The sequence below is a fragment of the Methylobacter arcticus genome (genome assembly GCF_050917435.1).
Taxonomy (GTDB): domain Bacteria; phylum Pseudomonadota; class Gammaproteobacteria; order Methylococcales; family Methylomonadaceae; genus Methylobacter_A; species Methylobacter_A titanis.
Map to the genome: position 1 here is coordinate 46,536 of NZ_CP159583.1, position 14,339 is coordinate 60,874.

16 protein-coding genes and 3 pseudogenes are annotated in these 14,339 nt (G+C 49.2%); 8 read left to right on the plus strand and 11 right to left on the minus strand.

Translation table 11 applies throughout. The features are described 5' to 3' along the window. The first annotated feature begins 188 nt into the window (after positions 1 to 188). A complete protein-coding gene (locus ABXJ76_RS00230; RefSeq protein WP_432743034.1) occupies positions 189 to 1,694 on the plus strand; it encodes a choice-of-anchor I domain-containing protein in 1,506 nt (501 codons plus the stop codon). A 91-nt stretch (positions 1,695 to 1,785) separates the two neighbouring features. Here ABXJ76_RS00230 and ABXJ76_RS00235 read toward each other — a convergent pair whose 3' ends face one another. From ABXJ76_RS00235 to ABXJ76_RS00255, 5 genes are all read right to left on the minus strand, one after another. Continuing rightward, entirely contained in the window at positions 1,786 to 2,163 is a 378-nt protein-coding gene (locus ABXJ76_RS00235) for a type II toxin-antitoxin system death-on-curing family toxin (protein ID WP_432743036.1), read from the minus strand. After that, the gene (locus tag ABXJ76_RS00240; protein ID WP_340120928.1) at positions 2,164 to 2,385 is read right to left on the minus strand and encodes an AbrB/MazE/SpoVT family DNA-binding domain-containing protein; all 222 of its coding nucleotides are present in this window, start codon (positions 2,383 to 2,385) and stop codon (positions 2,164 to 2,166) included. It abuts the gene before it with no gap. A 131-nt stretch (positions 2,386 to 2,516) separates the two neighbouring features. After that, entirely contained in the window at positions 2,517 to 2,834 is a 318-nt protein-coding gene (locus tag ABXJ76_RS00245) for a chaperone modulator CbpM (RefSeq protein ID WP_432743039.1), read from the minus strand. Between the two features lie 5 nt (positions 2,835 to 2,839). Further along, on the minus strand, positions 2,840 to 3,787 hold the full coding sequence (locus tag ABXJ76_RS00250; RefSeq protein WP_432743040.1) for a DnaJ C-terminal domain-containing protein: 948 nt from the start codon (positions 3,785 to 3,787) through the stop codon (positions 2,840 to 2,842). A 76-nt stretch (positions 3,788 to 3,863) separates the two neighbouring features. Further along, a complete protein-coding gene (locus tag ABXJ76_RS00255; RefSeq protein WP_432743042.1) occupies positions 3,864 to 4,457 on the minus strand; it encodes a CPBP family intramembrane glutamic endopeptidase in 594 nt (197 codons plus the stop codon). 94 nt (positions 4,458 to 4,551) lie between these two features. On the opposite strand from ABXJ76_RS00255, the gene ABXJ76_RS00260 reads away from it, so the two are divergent. Continuing rightward, positions 4,552 to 4,809 (plus strand): YcgL domain-containing protein, encoded by a 258-nt coding sequence (locus ABXJ76_RS00260; RefSeq protein ID WP_432743044.1) that lies wholly within the window; start codon positions 4,552 to 4,554, stop codon positions 4,807 to 4,809. A 76-nt stretch (positions 4,810 to 4,885) separates the two neighbouring features. On the opposite strand, the pseudogene ABXJ76_RS00265 reads toward ABXJ76_RS00260, so the two are convergent. The 4 genes and pseudogenes from ABXJ76_RS00265 to apbC form a co-directional block, all read right to left on the minus strand. Next, positions 4,886 to 5,104: pseudogene (locus tag ABXJ76_RS00265) on the minus strand (dCTP deaminase); the annotation flags it as partial. Positions 5,105 to 5,110: 6 nt separating this feature from the next. After that, positions 5,111 to 6,271: pseudogene (locus ABXJ76_RS00270) on the minus strand (Hint domain-containing protein); the annotation flags it as partial. Beyond that, positions 6,245 to 6,595, minus strand: a pseudogene (locus ABXJ76_RS00275) (dCTP deaminase); the annotation flags it as partial. The pseudogenes ABXJ76_RS00270 and ABXJ76_RS00275, both read right to left, overlap by 27 nt. Before the next feature lie 132 nt (positions 6,596 to 6,727). Next, complete coding sequence (apbC, locus tag ABXJ76_RS00280; protein ID WP_432743046.1) at positions 6,728 to 7,819, minus strand: iron-sulfur cluster carrier protein ApbC; 1,092 nt, start codon at positions 7,817 to 7,819, stop codon at positions 6,728 to 6,730. A gap of 188 nt (positions 7,820 to 8,007) precedes the next feature. Between apbC and metG the strand changes: the two genes are divergently transcribed. The 5 genes from metG (at position 8,008) to ABXJ76_RS00305 (ending at position 12,510) form a co-directional block, all read left to right on the plus strand. Further along, on the plus strand, positions 8,008 to 10,026 hold the full coding sequence (gene metG / locus ABXJ76_RS00285; RefSeq protein WP_432743048.1) for a methionine--tRNA ligase: 2,019 nt from the start codon (positions 8,008 to 8,010) through the stop codon (positions 10,024 to 10,026). A 121-nt stretch (positions 10,027 to 10,147) separates the two neighbouring features. Beyond that, complete coding sequence (gene rsxB / locus ABXJ76_RS00290) at positions 10,148 to 10,738, plus strand: electron transport complex subunit RsxB (RefSeq protein WP_432743050.1); 591 nt, start codon at positions 10,148 to 10,150, stop codon at positions 10,736 to 10,738. Between the two features lie 97 nt (positions 10,739 to 10,835). Continuing rightward, the gene (locus ABXJ76_RS00295; RefSeq protein WP_432743052.1) at positions 10,836 to 11,171 is read left to right on the plus strand and encodes a DUF2782 domain-containing protein; all 336 of its coding nucleotides are present in this window, start codon (positions 10,836 to 10,838) and stop codon (positions 11,169 to 11,171) included. Between the two features lie 11 nt (positions 11,172 to 11,182). Next, positions 11,183 to 12,151, plus strand: coding sequence for a homoserine kinase (locus ABXJ76_RS00300; protein ID WP_432743054.1), 969 nt, complete (start codon positions 11,183 to 11,185; stop codon positions 12,149 to 12,151). Further along, entirely contained in the window at positions 12,148 to 12,510 is a 363-nt protein-coding gene (locus ABXJ76_RS00305) for a SirB2 family protein (RefSeq protein ID WP_432743056.1), read from the plus strand. The genes ABXJ76_RS00300 and ABXJ76_RS00305 overlap by 4 nt, the downstream gene beginning before the upstream one ends. Positions 12,511 to 12,514: 4 nt before the next feature. Here the strand turns inward: ABXJ76_RS00305 and ABXJ76_RS00310 are convergent, their stop codons facing one another. Together ABXJ76_RS00310 and ABXJ76_RS00315 are read right to left on the minus strand one after the other, a co-directional pair. Continuing rightward, complete coding sequence (locus tag ABXJ76_RS00310; RefSeq protein ID WP_432743058.1) at positions 12,515 to 13,336, minus strand: hypothetical protein; 822 nt, start codon at positions 13,334 to 13,336, stop codon at positions 12,515 to 12,517. A gap of 3 nt (positions 13,337 to 13,339) precedes the next feature. Beyond that, positions 13,340 to 13,786, minus strand: a complete 447-nt coding sequence (locus tag ABXJ76_RS00315) for an Rrf2 family transcriptional regulator (protein WP_432743059.1) — start codon at positions 13,784 to 13,786, stop codon at positions 13,340 to 13,342. Between the two features lie 181 nt (positions 13,787 to 13,967). Here ABXJ76_RS00315 and ABXJ76_RS00320 point away from each other — a divergent pair, with 181 nt between their 5' ends. Further along, a complete protein-coding gene (locus ABXJ76_RS00320) occupies positions 13,968 to 14,339 on the plus strand; it encodes a group I truncated hemoglobin (protein WP_432743061.1) in 372 nt (123 codons plus the stop codon).

Sequence of the window (14,339 nt, forward strand, 5' to 3'; positions counted from 1 at the left end):
TGGGCGGCTAAAGCCGCCCCCACAGTTACAGGCATCGGTCATTTCTAAATTGACTAAATACTGGAAAGCCGCACTGATTTATCAGTGCGGCTTTTTTTATGGATAAGATTTCGTATATGATGGCTGATTTTATGATAGATAGATAAAATATGTTCTTAAAGAGAGTCGTATTAAAAATGAGCCGCATCATGAAATGGGTACCGGTTTTATGCCTGGCGGGATGCACATTGGCTCCTGTTAACTCCACTAGCCATTGGAGCATAGAGCCGGTCAGCCATTACGATTCGGGTTATACAAAAGGCACGGAAATCGTCAGTGTGCAGCAATCCACGTTGCGGGCGGTGCTCAGTAACTTCGAAAGCGGTGAAGTGGATGTGCTGGATGTCAGTCATCCTCAGCGCCTGCGCAGAAAAGCGCGTTTCAATCTTAAACTCAGCCAGGGCGAAGAGCTGACCTCGGTTGCCTTTCATCCTTCTCTGGATCTGTTTGCTGCGGTTATCGATGCCGGCAACCGTCCCGGCAGGTTGGAGATTCGTTCGGCAACCACGGGGCTGTTGGTGGATCGTATCGTCATCGGCTTTGGGTCGGATGCGGTGGTTTTTTCCGCAGACGGCAAGCTTGCGATGATCGCCAATGAAGGCGAAGATTTTTTGTTTGAGCCGTCAAGCAAGCAATTTTTTACCCCGGAAGGCAGTGTTTCAATCGTGCGGCTGAGTCAATCCGGGCATATTGTGAGCCACAAAAACCTGGAGCTGGCTAACATGACCAATCAGGAGGGTTTTGTCATCACCGAAGGCGGACGCTTCCTGGAAAGGGAAATCGACTGGAATGGCGATGGCATCATCAGCAAGCGCATGGATTTCGATGGTAATGGAGTTATTGAAAATAAAAAAGTTACCCTGGGTTATTTTGAAGGACACGATGTGTTTGGTACCGAAACAAAGGGCGAAAAGAAAATATTCATTCCGATAAAAAACCGTTCGCCAGCTTTATTAGAGCCGGAATATATTGCCATTACCCCGGATTCAAAAAAAGCCTATGTAACCTTGCAGGAAAATAATGCGGTGGCAGTGGTGGATTTAGTCAACGAGCAGGTTATCAGCTATTACGGCCTGGGCGTGACTGAACATAAAACCGATGCCCGCTATGACGGCTGGATAAATTTTGATGACTCGATGGCGGGCTTGCGTGAACCCGATGGAATTACCACGGTGGGCAATGGCCGTTATTTTGTCACCGCCGATGAAGGCGACAGCGATTCGGATATTTCTATGCCAATGGACGGCCAGCCGACCGGCGGCGGTCGTTCGGTCAGTGTTTTCGATGCGGCGACAGGAGTCTTGCTAGGCGATACCGGCAACCAGCTTGATGAGTTTGCCTTCGCTAATAAAGTTTACCCAGAGCTTCGCAGCAACAAAAAAGGCTCGGAACCGGAAATGCTGGTTGCTTTCGATCTGGACGGCATACCGTATGTTGCCGTTGGCATGGAAAGAGCCGGTGCGGTTGAATTGATTTCCTTGGCTGATCCTGTTCATCCTAAAGTCGTCGCTTTGGGCAAGATTAGCGGCGATGAAGACAAGTCGCCTGAAGGCATCGCCCATTTTGTCGTGGATGGCGAGCATTATCTGCTGACAGCCAATGAAATGAACGGAACGGTTGAGTGTTTTAAAATCGTTCGGCAAGGCGCTGATTAGGGATGCCGGAATAAAAAGCCCGTCCCGCTTGAGCGTAGCCGAAGGGCTCTGTACGAACTGACGGCCCATTCATGGACGCCGCAAGCACTACCTACGCCCCTCCATTCTTCAGCCAAGCGACCAGTTCCGGCTCGGTAATATTACCTGCCGCCAACTGTTCAAATATCCGCACTCGATTGTCCGGTGTACCTGGCATATCGTTATCGTGCAGTTTTAAAAATAATCGGGTAACAACATATGCAGTGCGCTTGTTTCCATCGTTAAACGGGTGGTTACGCGCAATGCCAAAACCATAAGCCGCCGCTAAAGCATATAAATCATTTTCGCCATAAGCATGTAGGTTTTGCGGACGAGCCAGAGCGGAATCCAATAAGCCTTTATCTCTAATGCCGGACAAGCCGCTATGTTCCGCCAGCTGTCGTTGATAAATAGCCAATGCTAATTCTGCGCTAATCCATTGCCAGGACATTTACTTTGCCAGAGCTTTTAAGATGTCACGGTCTTCACGCATGATGTCTTCAGCGACACTCATTTGTTTAGCAAATTCTTCGTTGTAGGGCGTTAATTTATAACCGTCTTCTGTTTCCGTTAAATAGAGTTTATCGCCCTTATCGACGCGTAAACGATTAAGTACTTCTTTGGGGAGAACCACGCCTGCCGAATTACCAATGCTGCGAATCGCTAATTCCATAAATCACCTCGGGAATGTTATTACAATTGTTACCACTCAGTATAAACTACTTATTGTGATTAATGAATGAAAGCCAGGAAGACAGAGTTCGTGGTGTAAATGCCGATTGGCTATCTACAGAACCGCTATTCTCAGTCATGGCCCATTACTTTTAACTGAGCACGCAGGTTTTCAAGTTCTTCGATCAAGTCCAGAGCCAGCGCGATACCGGCCAGATTAACGCCCAGATCATGCTGTAACCTTAGTGCCGAACGTACCCGCACCAGGCTGGCTCCTGAAAAACGCCATAAATGCACGTCATCTCCTTGCGGCTCGATAATGCTTTCTTCAACCAGGCTGATAACCCATTCTGCATGCACGCCGCAAGCCTGGCACAATTGTTCCAACGTCAGACTGTCATCTTCAATGACGGTTCCGGTATGCACTGGCAATAAGTCATGTGAATTCATTGGCGTTATACCCCCAGAGATAGACGCGGATTAAAATCAAGTTCTTGCTGCATTTTTTGGTAGATGACTTTGGCGCGCTCGGTGTTGGCAGGCGGCAGCGCGATTTGCAGCACTACAAAAAAATCGCCCGGTGTTTTGGCTGGAAGCCCTCGACCTTTTAAGCGCAGTTTTGTGCCTTGCCGGGAATTGGGCGGTATTTTCAGGTCAACATTCCCTTCCGGTGTCGGTACTTTAATTTTAGCGCCTAAGGCCGCTTCCCAGGGCGTGACCGGCAGATCCAGATAAATGTCGGTTTCTGAAACCCGATACAGCGGGTGGCTGTTAAAGGCTATTTCAAGCAGTAGGTCACCGGCTTTACCGCCGCCTGAGCCTGGGTCGCCCTGACCTGACAGGCGTATGTGTTGTCCGGGTTTAATGCCTTTGGGGATTTTGATGTTCAGGCTGCGGTGCTTAACCTGTACATAGCCTTGCGCATCCATTCCCGGGGTGCTGAGGGAAATATTGCGCGTCGCACCCTGGATGCTGTCTTCCAGATCGATATAAATTTTCGCATGGCTGTCCTGCCCACGCTGATCGAAACCACGTTGCCCCTGAGCGGATGGGCGGAACCCGCCGCGACCGAACAATTGTTCAAAAAAATCGCTAAAGGCGCTGGCGTCGCCGCCGGTAAAGCCGCCGCCTTTGAATTCGAAGCCTTCATCCCAGTTTGGCGGCGGTTTGAATTCCTCTCCGGCTTTCCAGTTGGTGCCCAGTTTATCGTAAGCGGCTCTTTTTTGAGGGTCTTTGAGTACTTCGTAAGCCTCGCCCAGTTCCTTGAATTTTGCCTCGGCATCCTTTTCCTTGCTGACATCGGGATGATACTTGCGCGCCAGTTTGCGATAGGCGCGCTTGACTTCGTCCTGAGTGGAGTTTCTGGATAGCCCCATGATCTTGTAGTAATCTTTATAGTGCATGTTGCCCGTCCGATGACGCGAATTTGCCAGGAAAATTATATTTTTACCTTACCATAAATCGCTTAATGGCAAGCTTTCAGCTTAGGCGACTGGCCCGATAGGCGCGCATTAAGGCGACAAATGCCAGAAAATCGTACAAGCCGTGAATCACTATGGGAATGAATAAGTTCCTGTCGCCGCTATAATTCATCGCCAGGCTTAAATAAATCCCTACTAAAGTCGCCAGTACCGCATAAAGCGGGGTCACGGCATGCGCCAGTCCAAAAATAATATTGCTGCCGACTAGGCCGACGGTCATTCCCCAGGACGATTCTATCCAGGGCTGGATAACGCCGCGAAACAGAAGCTCTTCGGAAAATCCCGCAATCGATGCCAGCATCAATAAATCAGCCCAGTGATAACGCTGCAAGCTGGGGCCTAAGGTTTCAAACAGCAGGTTTTTAATCTTGATGACCGAGTCTATCCGCATCTGCTCTAGGGTTAAAAATAATAAAAATAAAGGTATAGCCCCTATTACGCCGTAAGCGATGGCGGTTTCTGAAAAATGCAGGTCAGCGAAAGGGTTGATGTTGGCGAGCCAGCCTAACGCTATCGCAACCGGAATCAGCGTCGCTTCAAAAGAACAGGCTTTTTTAAAAAAATCGTCGGGGTTGAACGAAGATTTATCCATGGGTTTTATGGGGGCAGTCAGCGCAGTAAGAAAACCACATTCTAATCAAAAATGGTTAAAATAGCCGTTTTGATTCATTACTGCGATTGAGCCTATGCTGTGTTTTATTTATAAAAGCCTGAAAAAAGAACATCTTTATCTGTATGTCGATAAAAAAGACGATTTTTCGAAGGTGCCGGAAACGCTGTTCAACAGCTTTGGCAAAATGGAATTTGTGATGGATTTGGAGTTGACGCCGGAACGCAAACTGGCCAAGGAGGAAGCCGGAAAAGTGATTGACAGCCTGATGGCGAAAGGTTTTTTCGTGCAGCTGCCGCCGGTTCACATACCGATGCCGTTGAAAATCCAGTAATTCCGATAAAAGCGTATAACCACGGAGAACACGGAGTTTTTTAGCTTCGCTTTTCTCCGTGGTTAATTAATCCCGCTTAGGCTTTCGGCAAGGTTACGCCGGTCTGGCCCTGATACTTGCCGCCCCGGTCTTTGTAGGAGGTTTCGCACACTTCATCGCCGCCGAAAAACAGCATTTGCGCTACGCCTTCATTGGCATAGATTTTTGCGGGCAGCGTCGTGGTATTGGAAAACTCCAGGGTCACATGGCCTTCCCATTCGGGCTCCAAAGGCGTTACGTTCACAATGATGCCGCAATTGTGGACAAAAACCCCATCTTCTAAGGCAAAGTTACCGGCCTCCGGTACTGTTAAACAGTAGACATCATGATCACCTGCCACTGGGCGTACTGCCACGACTTTATGGTTGTGTGGAGCCGCCCCTGTTTGCATGGCCTGTCCACGGAATGCGGCTAATACATGAGGAAAACGTCTAAATACGGCACGGTCGCAAGCTAATAAACGCGCTGCTGCACGGATAGAACCGGTTTGATGTAGCGCCTCACTCACTACTTCATCGGTAATTTCAGCACGCAAACGTAAGCTTCGTGCAATATCAGCTTGGTTCTGCCGCCGTTCGGGACTGGCCTGTTGCCATACCGACTTCATCCGTTCACCTTGCCGAACCCGTTCGGATTGGTCACGGTAACGGGCAAGCATGGCCTCGCGGTGCGCTTGGCGGGTTGCATCAGAAGGATTTTGCCGATTTTCCAGTAACTTGGCACGTTCCATTGTATACGCATCATCATGCCAGAAACGGGTAGCGCGTTCACTTTGCAATACCGAATAGTGGGCCGCCCATTCCGGGTCTTGCATACGCTGATAAAGCGCTTCGCGGATCGACGCACTATGCTCATCGGGGTCAAAATCATCAGCATAATTTTTCGCATTATGTAATGCAATATGAGCACCGGCGTCCATACGGACGATATTCCACGGATTATTGTTCAGACGGTCAATATCCACATGGTGACGATGGGTTCCGGGCATATCCTCATATAAACCATGACGCAAATTCCACTCATCCGCCAACCGATGCGTCGGATACAAATGGCCGCTCAACGGCTGATAAACCATTTCATAGCCACGCGCCAAATTTCGGTATAACGGCATCAATGAACTGCCCGGGGATAACTCACTGGCCGCTTGCCAACGTCCGTCACGCAGCATGAATTGATGATCTGGGGTAGCAAAAATACTTTTATCGTTATCCAGCTGTACCTCCACCAAGCTGTCGCGGCCTATATAACGCGGCGCTTCTAACCGGGAAACAATCAATCGGCCATTTTCACCGATACTGTAACCCCAAAACAATTCGCCCTGGTCTGCTCGCTTTGCCATCTCTTCGAGCGTGGGAGCCGTTCCATCAACTAATGCGACCCGGGTATCGCCCCGGAAACAGCGGGCATACGTACTTTTCCCCAGACAAATTGTCAATACGTCGCGCGGAATGCGGAAGTATTCGACCGTTCTGGCCAAGGCGAATGAGTTCGGCGGAATAATGCAGACATCGGACTTCACATCGACAAAGCTGTTTGAATCAAAGTCTTTAGGATCGACGATGGCGGAATTGATATTGGTGAAAATCTTGAATTCGTCTGAACAGCGGACGTCATAGCCGTAACTGGAGGTACCGTAGGAAATGACCCGGCCGCGTTCCGAATCCCTGACCTGGCCGCTTTCAAACGGCTCGATCATGCCCTGTTGTTCCGCCATGCGGCGTATCCATTTGTCCGATTTAATGCTCATGCTGTACTAACTACTCAGTGTTAAAACGGTCAATTCTCACACAGAGATTCGATAGGCACAAGGCGAAAGGCGAAAGACAACGGCTGCTGTGTTTTCCTTGTGCCTTGAACCCTTGCGCCTTGCGCCTGTTTTTCAGGTATTTTGCACGACGATAGTGGGGAATTTGGTGGTGAAATCCTTGGCCTTTAACGCCAGTCTTGCTGCTGTTTTACGGGCAATTTGTCGGTAAATTTGCGCAGCTCGACCGTCAGGGTCAGCAACGACAGTCGGTCTGCCGGAATCGGCAAATTGTCGGATGTTAATGTCCAAAGGCAGGGAGCCAAGAAACTCGATCCGGTTGCGCTCTGCCATCGCCAGCCCGCCGCCTGCACCGAAAATGGCTTCTTCGTGACCGCAGTTGCTGCAAATATGCATGCTCATGTTTTCAACCAGACCCAACACCGGCACGTTGACTTTCTCGAACATCCCTAAGCCACGCTGGGCGTCGATCAGCGCAATATCCTGCGGCGTGGTGACGATAATTGCGCCGCTGACCGGAATCTGTTGCGACAAGGTTAACTGAATATCGCCGGTACCCGGCGGTAAATCGACAATCAGATAATCCAGATTGTCCCAGTTGGTGTCTTTAAGCAGCTGCTGCAAAGCGGTGGTGACCATCGGGCCGCGCCAGATCATGGCTTGATCGGCTTCCACCAGATAGCCGATAGAAATGGTCTGTATGCCGTATGCAACCTTAGGCATCATGGTTTTCTTGTCTTTACTTTCAGGATAGCCTGAAAGACCCAGCATCATCGGGATGCTCGGGCCGTAAATGTCCGCGTCCAGAATACCGACATTAGCGCCTTCTGCAGCCAGCGCCAGAGCCAGATTGACCGCCGTCGTCGATTTGCCGACGCCGCCTTTGCCGGAGGCCACCGCGATAATGTTTTTGACGTTGGGCAGCGGTTTCAATGCCTGTTGCACGGCATGGGATACGATTTTTACGCTCACTTCAACATTGACATCGCCGATACCGACCAAGGTTTTCAGATGCTCTTCAACCTCGGCTTTAAGTTGGGCCAGGTAGCTTTTGGCGGGATAGCCCAGCTCCAGCTTTACGCTGACATTGTTGCCCTCTATGGTGATGGCTTTAACCGACTTTGCAGAAACCAGATCGGCTCCATTGTGGGGGTCGATAAATGTTTGCAGTAGATCTTCTACAGCTGTTTTTTCGATGCTCGCCATGCCGATGTTCCCTAAAGGTAAATAAAATACGCCTGGTTAATAACCAAGTATTAAACTCAAGATATAAATCATTTTACCGATTTCAACACACTATTGCACTGATTAGCGGCTTGATAATCACTGATTGCTTTTATTTTATGCCATAATACAAAGCTATTTTTGCCTTCGAATTGTTTGCACTTTACACTATGTCAGCTAGAAAAATTCTCGTTACCAGCGCACTGCCTTATGCCAACGGCCCGATTCATCTCGGCCATCTGGTTGAATATATTCAAACGGATATTTGGGTACGTTTTCAGAAACAACGCGGCAATCTCTGTTATTACGTTTGCGCGGACGACACTCACGGCACGCCGATCATGCTCAGGGCGGATCGCGAAGGCATTACCCCGGAACAGCTGATAGCTCAGGTCGGCAAGGAACATTTGGCCGATTTTATCGAATTCGGCATCGCGTTCGACAATTACCACAGCACCCATTCCGAAGAAAATAAAGCCTATTCAACGCTGATTTACGAACGGTTGCGCGATGCCGGGCATATCAGCTCTCGCAGCATTACCCAGGCTTTCGATCCGGTTAAGAACATGTTCTTGTCCGACCGTTTTATCAAAGGCGAATGTCCAAAATGCGGAGCACTCGATCAATACGGCGACGGCTGTGAGGTTTGCGGCGCGACCTACTCGCCGACCGAACTGAAAAATGCGGTTTCTGCCATTTCAGGCGCAAAACCGGTCGATAAAGATTCGGTACATTATTTTTTCGATCTGGCTAACTTTAGCGACATGTTGCGCGACTGGACTCACGCCGGTCATTTGCAGTCCGAAGTCCGTAATAAACTGGCCGAATGGCTGGATGGCGGTTTGCAGCAATGGGATATTTCGCGCGATGCGCCTTATTTCGGCTTTGAAATTCCCGATGCGCCCGGCAAGTATTTTTATGTCTGGCTGGATGCGCCGATCGGTTACATGGCCAGCTTTAAAAACCTGTGCGATAAGCAGGGGCTGGATTTCAACGAATTCTGGTCCAAAAACAGCGACGCCGAGTTGTATCATTTCATCGGCAAAGACATCATTTATTTTCACGCCTTATTCTGGCCTGCGATGTTGAGCGGCGCGCATTTTCGGACGCCCAGCGCCATTTTCGCCCACGGCTTTTTAACCGTGAACGGCGAAAAAATGTCCAAATCGCGCGGCACCTTTATTAAAGCCAGAACCTATCTGGATCACCTGAATCCCGAGTACCTGCGCTATTATTTTGCCGCCAAGCTGAGCGCCGGGGTCGATGATCTGGATTTGAATTTCGACGATTTCAGCCAGCGGGTTAATTCCGATCTGGTCGGCAAGGTGGTCAATATCGCCAGTCGTTGCAGCGGATTTATCGCCAAACGCTTTGACAACAAGTTGTCCGAACAGTGTTCGGAACAGGGCTTGTTCGGTGAATTTGTCGTTGCCAACACCCACATTGCCGAACTTTACGAAGCACGCGAATTCGGTAAAGCCATGCGCGAGATCATGGCGCTGGCCGATAAAGCCAACCAGTATATCGACGAGAAAAAACCCTGGCTGATCGCCAAGGAAGAAGGCAAGGACAAGGAGCTGCATGAAGTCTGCTCCATGGGACTTAACCTGTTCCGGTTACTGGCGGTTTATTTGAAACCGGTACTTCCGGTTTTGGCAGGCAATGCGGAAAGCTTTTTAAATATCGAAGCTCAAGCCTGGCCGGTGGGTACTCAGCCATTATTAAGCCATGCGATCAATGAATTCAAGCCGTTGATGACACGGGTTGATGCCGAAAAAATCGCGGCGATTGTCGACGCTTCCAAAGAAAACCTGGAAAAAACGGCCGCAGCGCCTACAGAAAGAAAATACGAACCGATTGCCGACACTATCGAATTTGACGATTTTGCCAAACTGGATTTGCGTATCGGTAAAATCATTAAAGCCGATCACGTCGAAGGCGCAGACAAGTTATTGCAGTTGACCGTGGACATCGGCGACGAAACCCGGAACATCTTTGCCGGGATTAAATCCGCCTACAAACCGGAAGAGCTGGAAGGCAAGTTAACCCTGGTCATCGCCAATCTTGCGCCGAGAAAAATGCGTTTCGGCCTGTCCGAAGGCATGGTGCTGGCGGCAGGTCCGGGCGGCAAGGATATTTGGGTTTTGAGTCCCGATGAAGGCGCTGAACCTGGGATGCGGGTTAAATAATTACTGATGCTCGCAAGCCTCATCTAAACCACGAAGAATACGAAGAATGAAACATAAAACTTCGTGTCCTTCGTGGTAAGAATTTCTTTGCTTGCCCAATCGCGAGACTAATACCCAGAACATGCCTGTTGCACCTAAATCCCCTACCTTAATCGACCGAATAAACACGTTATTGCCGCAGACCCAATGCGGCCAATGCAGCTTTCAAGGCTGCCGCCCATACGCCGAGGCCATAGCTTCCGGTGCGGCGGACATCAACCAATGCCCGCCGGGCGGTGACCAAGGCATAAGCGATCTGGCCGAGTTATTAGGCGTCCGCTTCAAACCGCTGAATACCGAATTCGGTCAGCACAAGCCTGCAAGCGTTGCGTTTATTATTGAACAAGACTGTATCGGTTGCGTTAAATGCATCGCAGCCTGTCCGGTCGATGCGATATTGGGCGCGGCAAAATTCATGCATACGGTTATAGCCTCCGAATGTACCGGCTGTGAATTGTGTGTGGCGCCTTGCCCGGTCGATTGCATCGTCATGCAGCCCGCACCGGTCAACCCTACCGAAGTCCTAAGGACGCAAAAATCCGCACAGGCAAAACGGCGCTACGATGCGCGCTGTTTGCGCAAGGAAAAACAAGAGGCGGAGAAAGCAGAGCGCGCGAAAAAGAAAAAACTGGCTTTGCTAAAGAGTGCGGTTGGACTGGGGAACTCAACCTAACATTGATAGCGTCAATCGCTGCGTTATTTTAGTTAAGCAAGCCGGTAGAAACTGTAATAAACTAACAGCAGTTTTTATTTTTTTAATGAGTCACTGTATGCGACATTTTATTCTACTGTGTTTGCTGGCCTTTCCGGTCTATGCTGTCGACGAGCAACCGCCGACACTTGAGGCTGTGCCGGAGGTGCCGAAACCGCCCATGCCTGTGCAAAACGGCGAAACCATGGAGCCGGACATTACCATTATTCGTAAAGGTAAAGACACCATTCAGGAATTCCGCCGTGGCGGCAGGCTTTATATGATTAAAGTAGTACCGGCCATCGGCCCGCCTTATTATTTTCTCGACACCAATGGCGACGGCAAAATGGATGTACGTCGTAGCGATCTGGATAAAGGCTCCGAAATCAATATGTGGAAGTTGTTGGAATGGTAGTCGCTTAAGCAGTGTCTGTATTTACCCGCATAACCCGTCCGCAATTCGATCAGTTCTTTAGTGCTTATACCCTGGGTGAAGTCATTAGTTTTGAGGGTATAACGGACGGCATAGACAATACCAATTATGTTGTAATAACCACGCAAGGCAGCTTCGTTTTGACCCTGTTTGAGTCGCTGACTTTCGATGAATTGCCGCATTTTTTAAAATTACTGGCATATCTGGGCAAAAACAGTCTGTTATGCCCCAGTCCTCAAAGCGACCGGCAGAAAAATGCCTTACGCCAGCTTCATGGCAAGCCTGTTGCGATATTTAAACGATTATCCGGCTTAGCCATCGCAACGCCATCCATTTTACATTGTCAGGAAATCGGCTTGCAGCTGGCAAGTTTGCATCGTTGCACACAAGACTACGTGTTCCCGATAAAAAGCGGCAATGATTTAAGTTGGTGCAAAACGGTGCTGCATAAAATCGACGCTCATTTATCGGCAGAAGATCGTGAGTTGATTGATGATGAGCTGGCTTATCAAACTAAAAACAGTCAGGCCGATCTGCCGCGAGGCGTTATTCACGCCGATCTGTTCAGGGATAATGCCTTGTTTGTCGATGACCGTCTCAGCGGACTATTGGATTTTTACAGCGCCTGTACCGATACCTTATTGCTCGATGTTGCGATAGCGGCTAACGACTGGTGCTGTGATAACGGCACCGTTAATGATCAAAAATTTGCGGCGCTGTTAGCGGCTTATGAAAGCCTGAGGCCATTGGAACCGCTGGAAAAACAACACTGGCCGACCCTGCTTAGGGCGGCGGCATTACGTTTTTGGCTATCCCGATTGGAACATCAATATTATCCGCGCCCCGGCGAAATGATCCAGCAAAAAGATCCGTTGGTGTTCCGGCGTATACTAGGGCAGCATCGACAATCGAGCTGTTTATCGAGCCACATAAATACCGTTAACCTCAGGAGCACCGCATGATTAAAATACTTCATCTCACCTTTATTTTATTGTCTATTACCAGTTTTGTGGTCAGGGTCTTTCTGGCAGAAAAACGCCCTGAAGTACTGGAGCAGAAATGGATAAAAATCGGGCCGCATATCGTTAATACTTTTTTGCTGATTACCGGTTTTATGTTGATATTTCAAGGGCAATGGTTGTCAGGCGAGTTCGGCTGGATTGTGGCTAAAATAATAGCGCTGCTGGGCTATATCGGCTTGGGTATGGTGGCTATCAAGAGCCAGGGTGCTCTGCGTTGGCAAGCTTTTGCCGGTGCACTTGCCTGCTTTATTTATATCGGCATAGTCGCGGTCAGCAAGAATGCCTTTTTCTTTTTATAGCTCGCTATAAAGAAAATTCAATTTTACTGATTTGTTGATTCAGCCAACATAAAACATCCTTGCCTTTGTGAAACGAGCTTTGATCAAATTCAGGGATTGGGGTCTTGGTTAATACCGTCCAGCGGGACAGTTGGTTTTTGAGCTGTCCCCGTTCGCTGCCGGTAAAATGATAGCGTTGTAGCAGCTGTGCAAACAGCTTGGGTTCCGGCACTGTCACCAGCTTGGCCAGACGGCTTAACTCCGCCAGCAGGGCTTCAATCGTTACCATATGCGCGGCTATTAATGCCGCAACCTGCTTTGGCTGGATGTCCCCCGCCGGGGATAATTCATTATCTGAAATGACCTTCAGGCAGTGGATTAATTCACCGGTCGAAAAGCGCACCGCCGTTTCATAAAACGCAGACGCTTCCATATCGCACAGATGTTCCTGGCTATAAACCAGCTGCGGCCTTGATACTGTTTGAATGCTTGCCGAGGAGCAAGGCGGCGTAAAAACCAGCGGCGGATAATAGCTTTTCCGGCTGTCGACATCGGTAATTTTATCGATTAAAAACAGGCTGCCGACTGTATGGTCTTTATGTCCGGCGATACCAATATTGAGCAGCACCGGCGGGTTAATCGCAGCAAACAAAGCCTGGGTGTAAGCCACACCGGCAGCCATCGCGCTTTTCCCCAGCCCGGTGACTGTCAGGCAGGTCTCCTTATTCAAATAAACCGCAAACGGCTGAACAGTCGTATCTTTCTTTAAATTGAAATGTTCGACCAGCGGCTTGGCCTCGCAAGGCAGAGCGGCATAGATAAAAATTTTAGGCGGATTTTGTTGCATAGTTTACGGTTTACCTACAGATAATGTTGACAGGCCGATGTTAGCGTCTAAGCTGGCAGCATCAGCCAGGGTGTATTTGTCTAGCACCGTCATAAATGCGCGTTGCGCTTCATATAAAGTGGCCTTGAGGAAGCAGTTGCGGATCAGGCGGCACTGGTTATTCGGGGTATCGAAGCACTCAACCAGATTCATGTTAAGCTCGGTTTTTCGCACGACTTCACCGACACCAATGGTATTGGCGGGTCGGGCCAACTGGATGCCGCCGCCCTTGCCTCGGGTTGTCATAATAAAGCCTTGGTTGGACAGACTGCTCGCTACTTTCACCAAATGGTTACGGGAAACTTGATGATACTCGGCGATTTCTGCAATGGTCGCCATGCCCGGTTCCGGCAAGCGGGCAAGATAAATCAGCAGACGCAGCGAAAGATCGGTGAATTGCGTAAGTTGCATAATTGATACTCCTTTAAAGTTATCGGTATTCCATTTTAAACTTTAAAATTAATAGATAGGGCTTGACGATTTAATCATCACGCCATAAGATGTATTTCAAATGCATCTTATTATCAAGGCCACTGAAAACCCGGTATATTGAGATGTATTTTAAACACCTTTTCATTATTTGGAGAAAAATATGTCAGAACAATCTTTGTTTGAGAAAATAGGCGGCGAAGCCGCTGTTGATGCCGCCGTTGATATTTTTTACCGCAAGGTATTGAGCGATGACCGCATCAGTGCCTTTTTCGAAGGCGTAGACATGGATAAACAGGCCGCAAAACAAAAATCATTCCTGACCATGGCTTTCGGCGGACCGCATAATTACACCGGACTCGATATGCGTCTTGGCCATGCCCATCTGGTCGAACGCGGATTGAATGATTCACACGTCGATGCGGTGATCGAAGACCTTGGCGCTACCCTCCGCGAGTTGAACGTAGGTGAAGATCTGATCGCTCAGGTTGCGGCCATCGCCGAAAGCACTCGAAACGACGTGCTCTGCCGTTAA

What these genes read in the sequence shown, in the direction of transcription:
- ABXJ76_RS00230 (WP_432743034.1), top strand. Translation starts at nt 189, where the DNA reads ATGAAATGGGTACCGGTTTTATGCCTGGCGGGATGCACATTGGCTCCT.
- ABXJ76_RS00235 (WP_432743036.1), bottom strand. Translation starts at nt 2,163, where the DNA reads ATGTCCTGGCAATGGATTAGCGCAGAATTAGCATTGGCTATTTATCAA.
- ABXJ76_RS00240 (WP_340120928.1), bottom strand. Translation starts at nt 2,385, where the DNA reads ATGGAATTAGCGATTCGCAGCATTGGTAATTCGGCAGGCGTGGTTCTC.
- ABXJ76_RS00245 (WP_432743039.1), bottom strand. Translation starts at nt 2,834, where the DNA reads ATGAATTCACATGACTTATTGCCAGTGCATACCGGAACCGTCATTGAA.
- ABXJ76_RS00250 (WP_432743040.1), bottom strand. Translation starts at nt 3,787, where the DNA reads ATGCACTATAAAGATTACTACAAGATCATGGGGCTATCCAGAAACTCC.
- ABXJ76_RS00255 (WP_432743042.1), bottom strand. Translation starts at nt 4,457, where the DNA reads ATGGATAAATCTTCGTTCAACCCCGACGATTTTTTTAAAAAAGCCTGT.
- ABXJ76_RS00260 (WP_432743044.1), top strand. Translation starts at nt 4,552, where the DNA reads ATGCTGTGTTTTATTTATAAAAGCCTGAAAAAAGAACATCTTTATCTG.
- apbC (WP_432743046.1), bottom strand. Translation starts at nt 7,819, where the DNA reads ATGGCGAGCATCGAAAAAACAGCTGTAGAAGATCTACTGCAAACATTT.
- metG (WP_432743048.1), top strand. Translation starts at nt 8,008, where the DNA reads ATGTCAGCTAGAAAAATTCTCGTTACCAGCGCACTGCCTTATGCCAAC.
- rsxB (WP_432743050.1), top strand. Translation starts at nt 10,148, where the DNA reads ATGCCTGTTGCACCTAAATCCCCTACCTTAATCGACCGAATAAACACG.
- ABXJ76_RS00295 (WP_432743052.1), top strand. Translation starts at nt 10,836, where the DNA reads ATGCGACATTTTATTCTACTGTGTTTGCTGGCCTTTCCGGTCTATGCT.
- ABXJ76_RS00305 (WP_432743056.1), top strand. Translation starts at nt 12,148, where the DNA reads ATGATTAAAATACTTCATCTCACCTTTATTTTATTGTCTATTACCAGT.
- ABXJ76_RS00310 (WP_432743058.1), bottom strand. Translation starts at nt 13,336, where the DNA reads ATGCAACAAAATCCGCCTAAAATTTTTATCTATGCCGCTCTGCCTTGC.
- ABXJ76_RS00315 (WP_432743059.1), bottom strand. Translation starts at nt 13,786, where the DNA reads ATGCAACTTACGCAATTCACCGATCTTTCGCTGCGTCTGCTGATTTAT.
- ABXJ76_RS00320 (WP_432743061.1), top strand. Translation starts at nt 13,968, where the DNA reads ATGTCAGAACAATCTTTGTTTGAGAAAATAGGCGGCGAAGCCGCTGTT.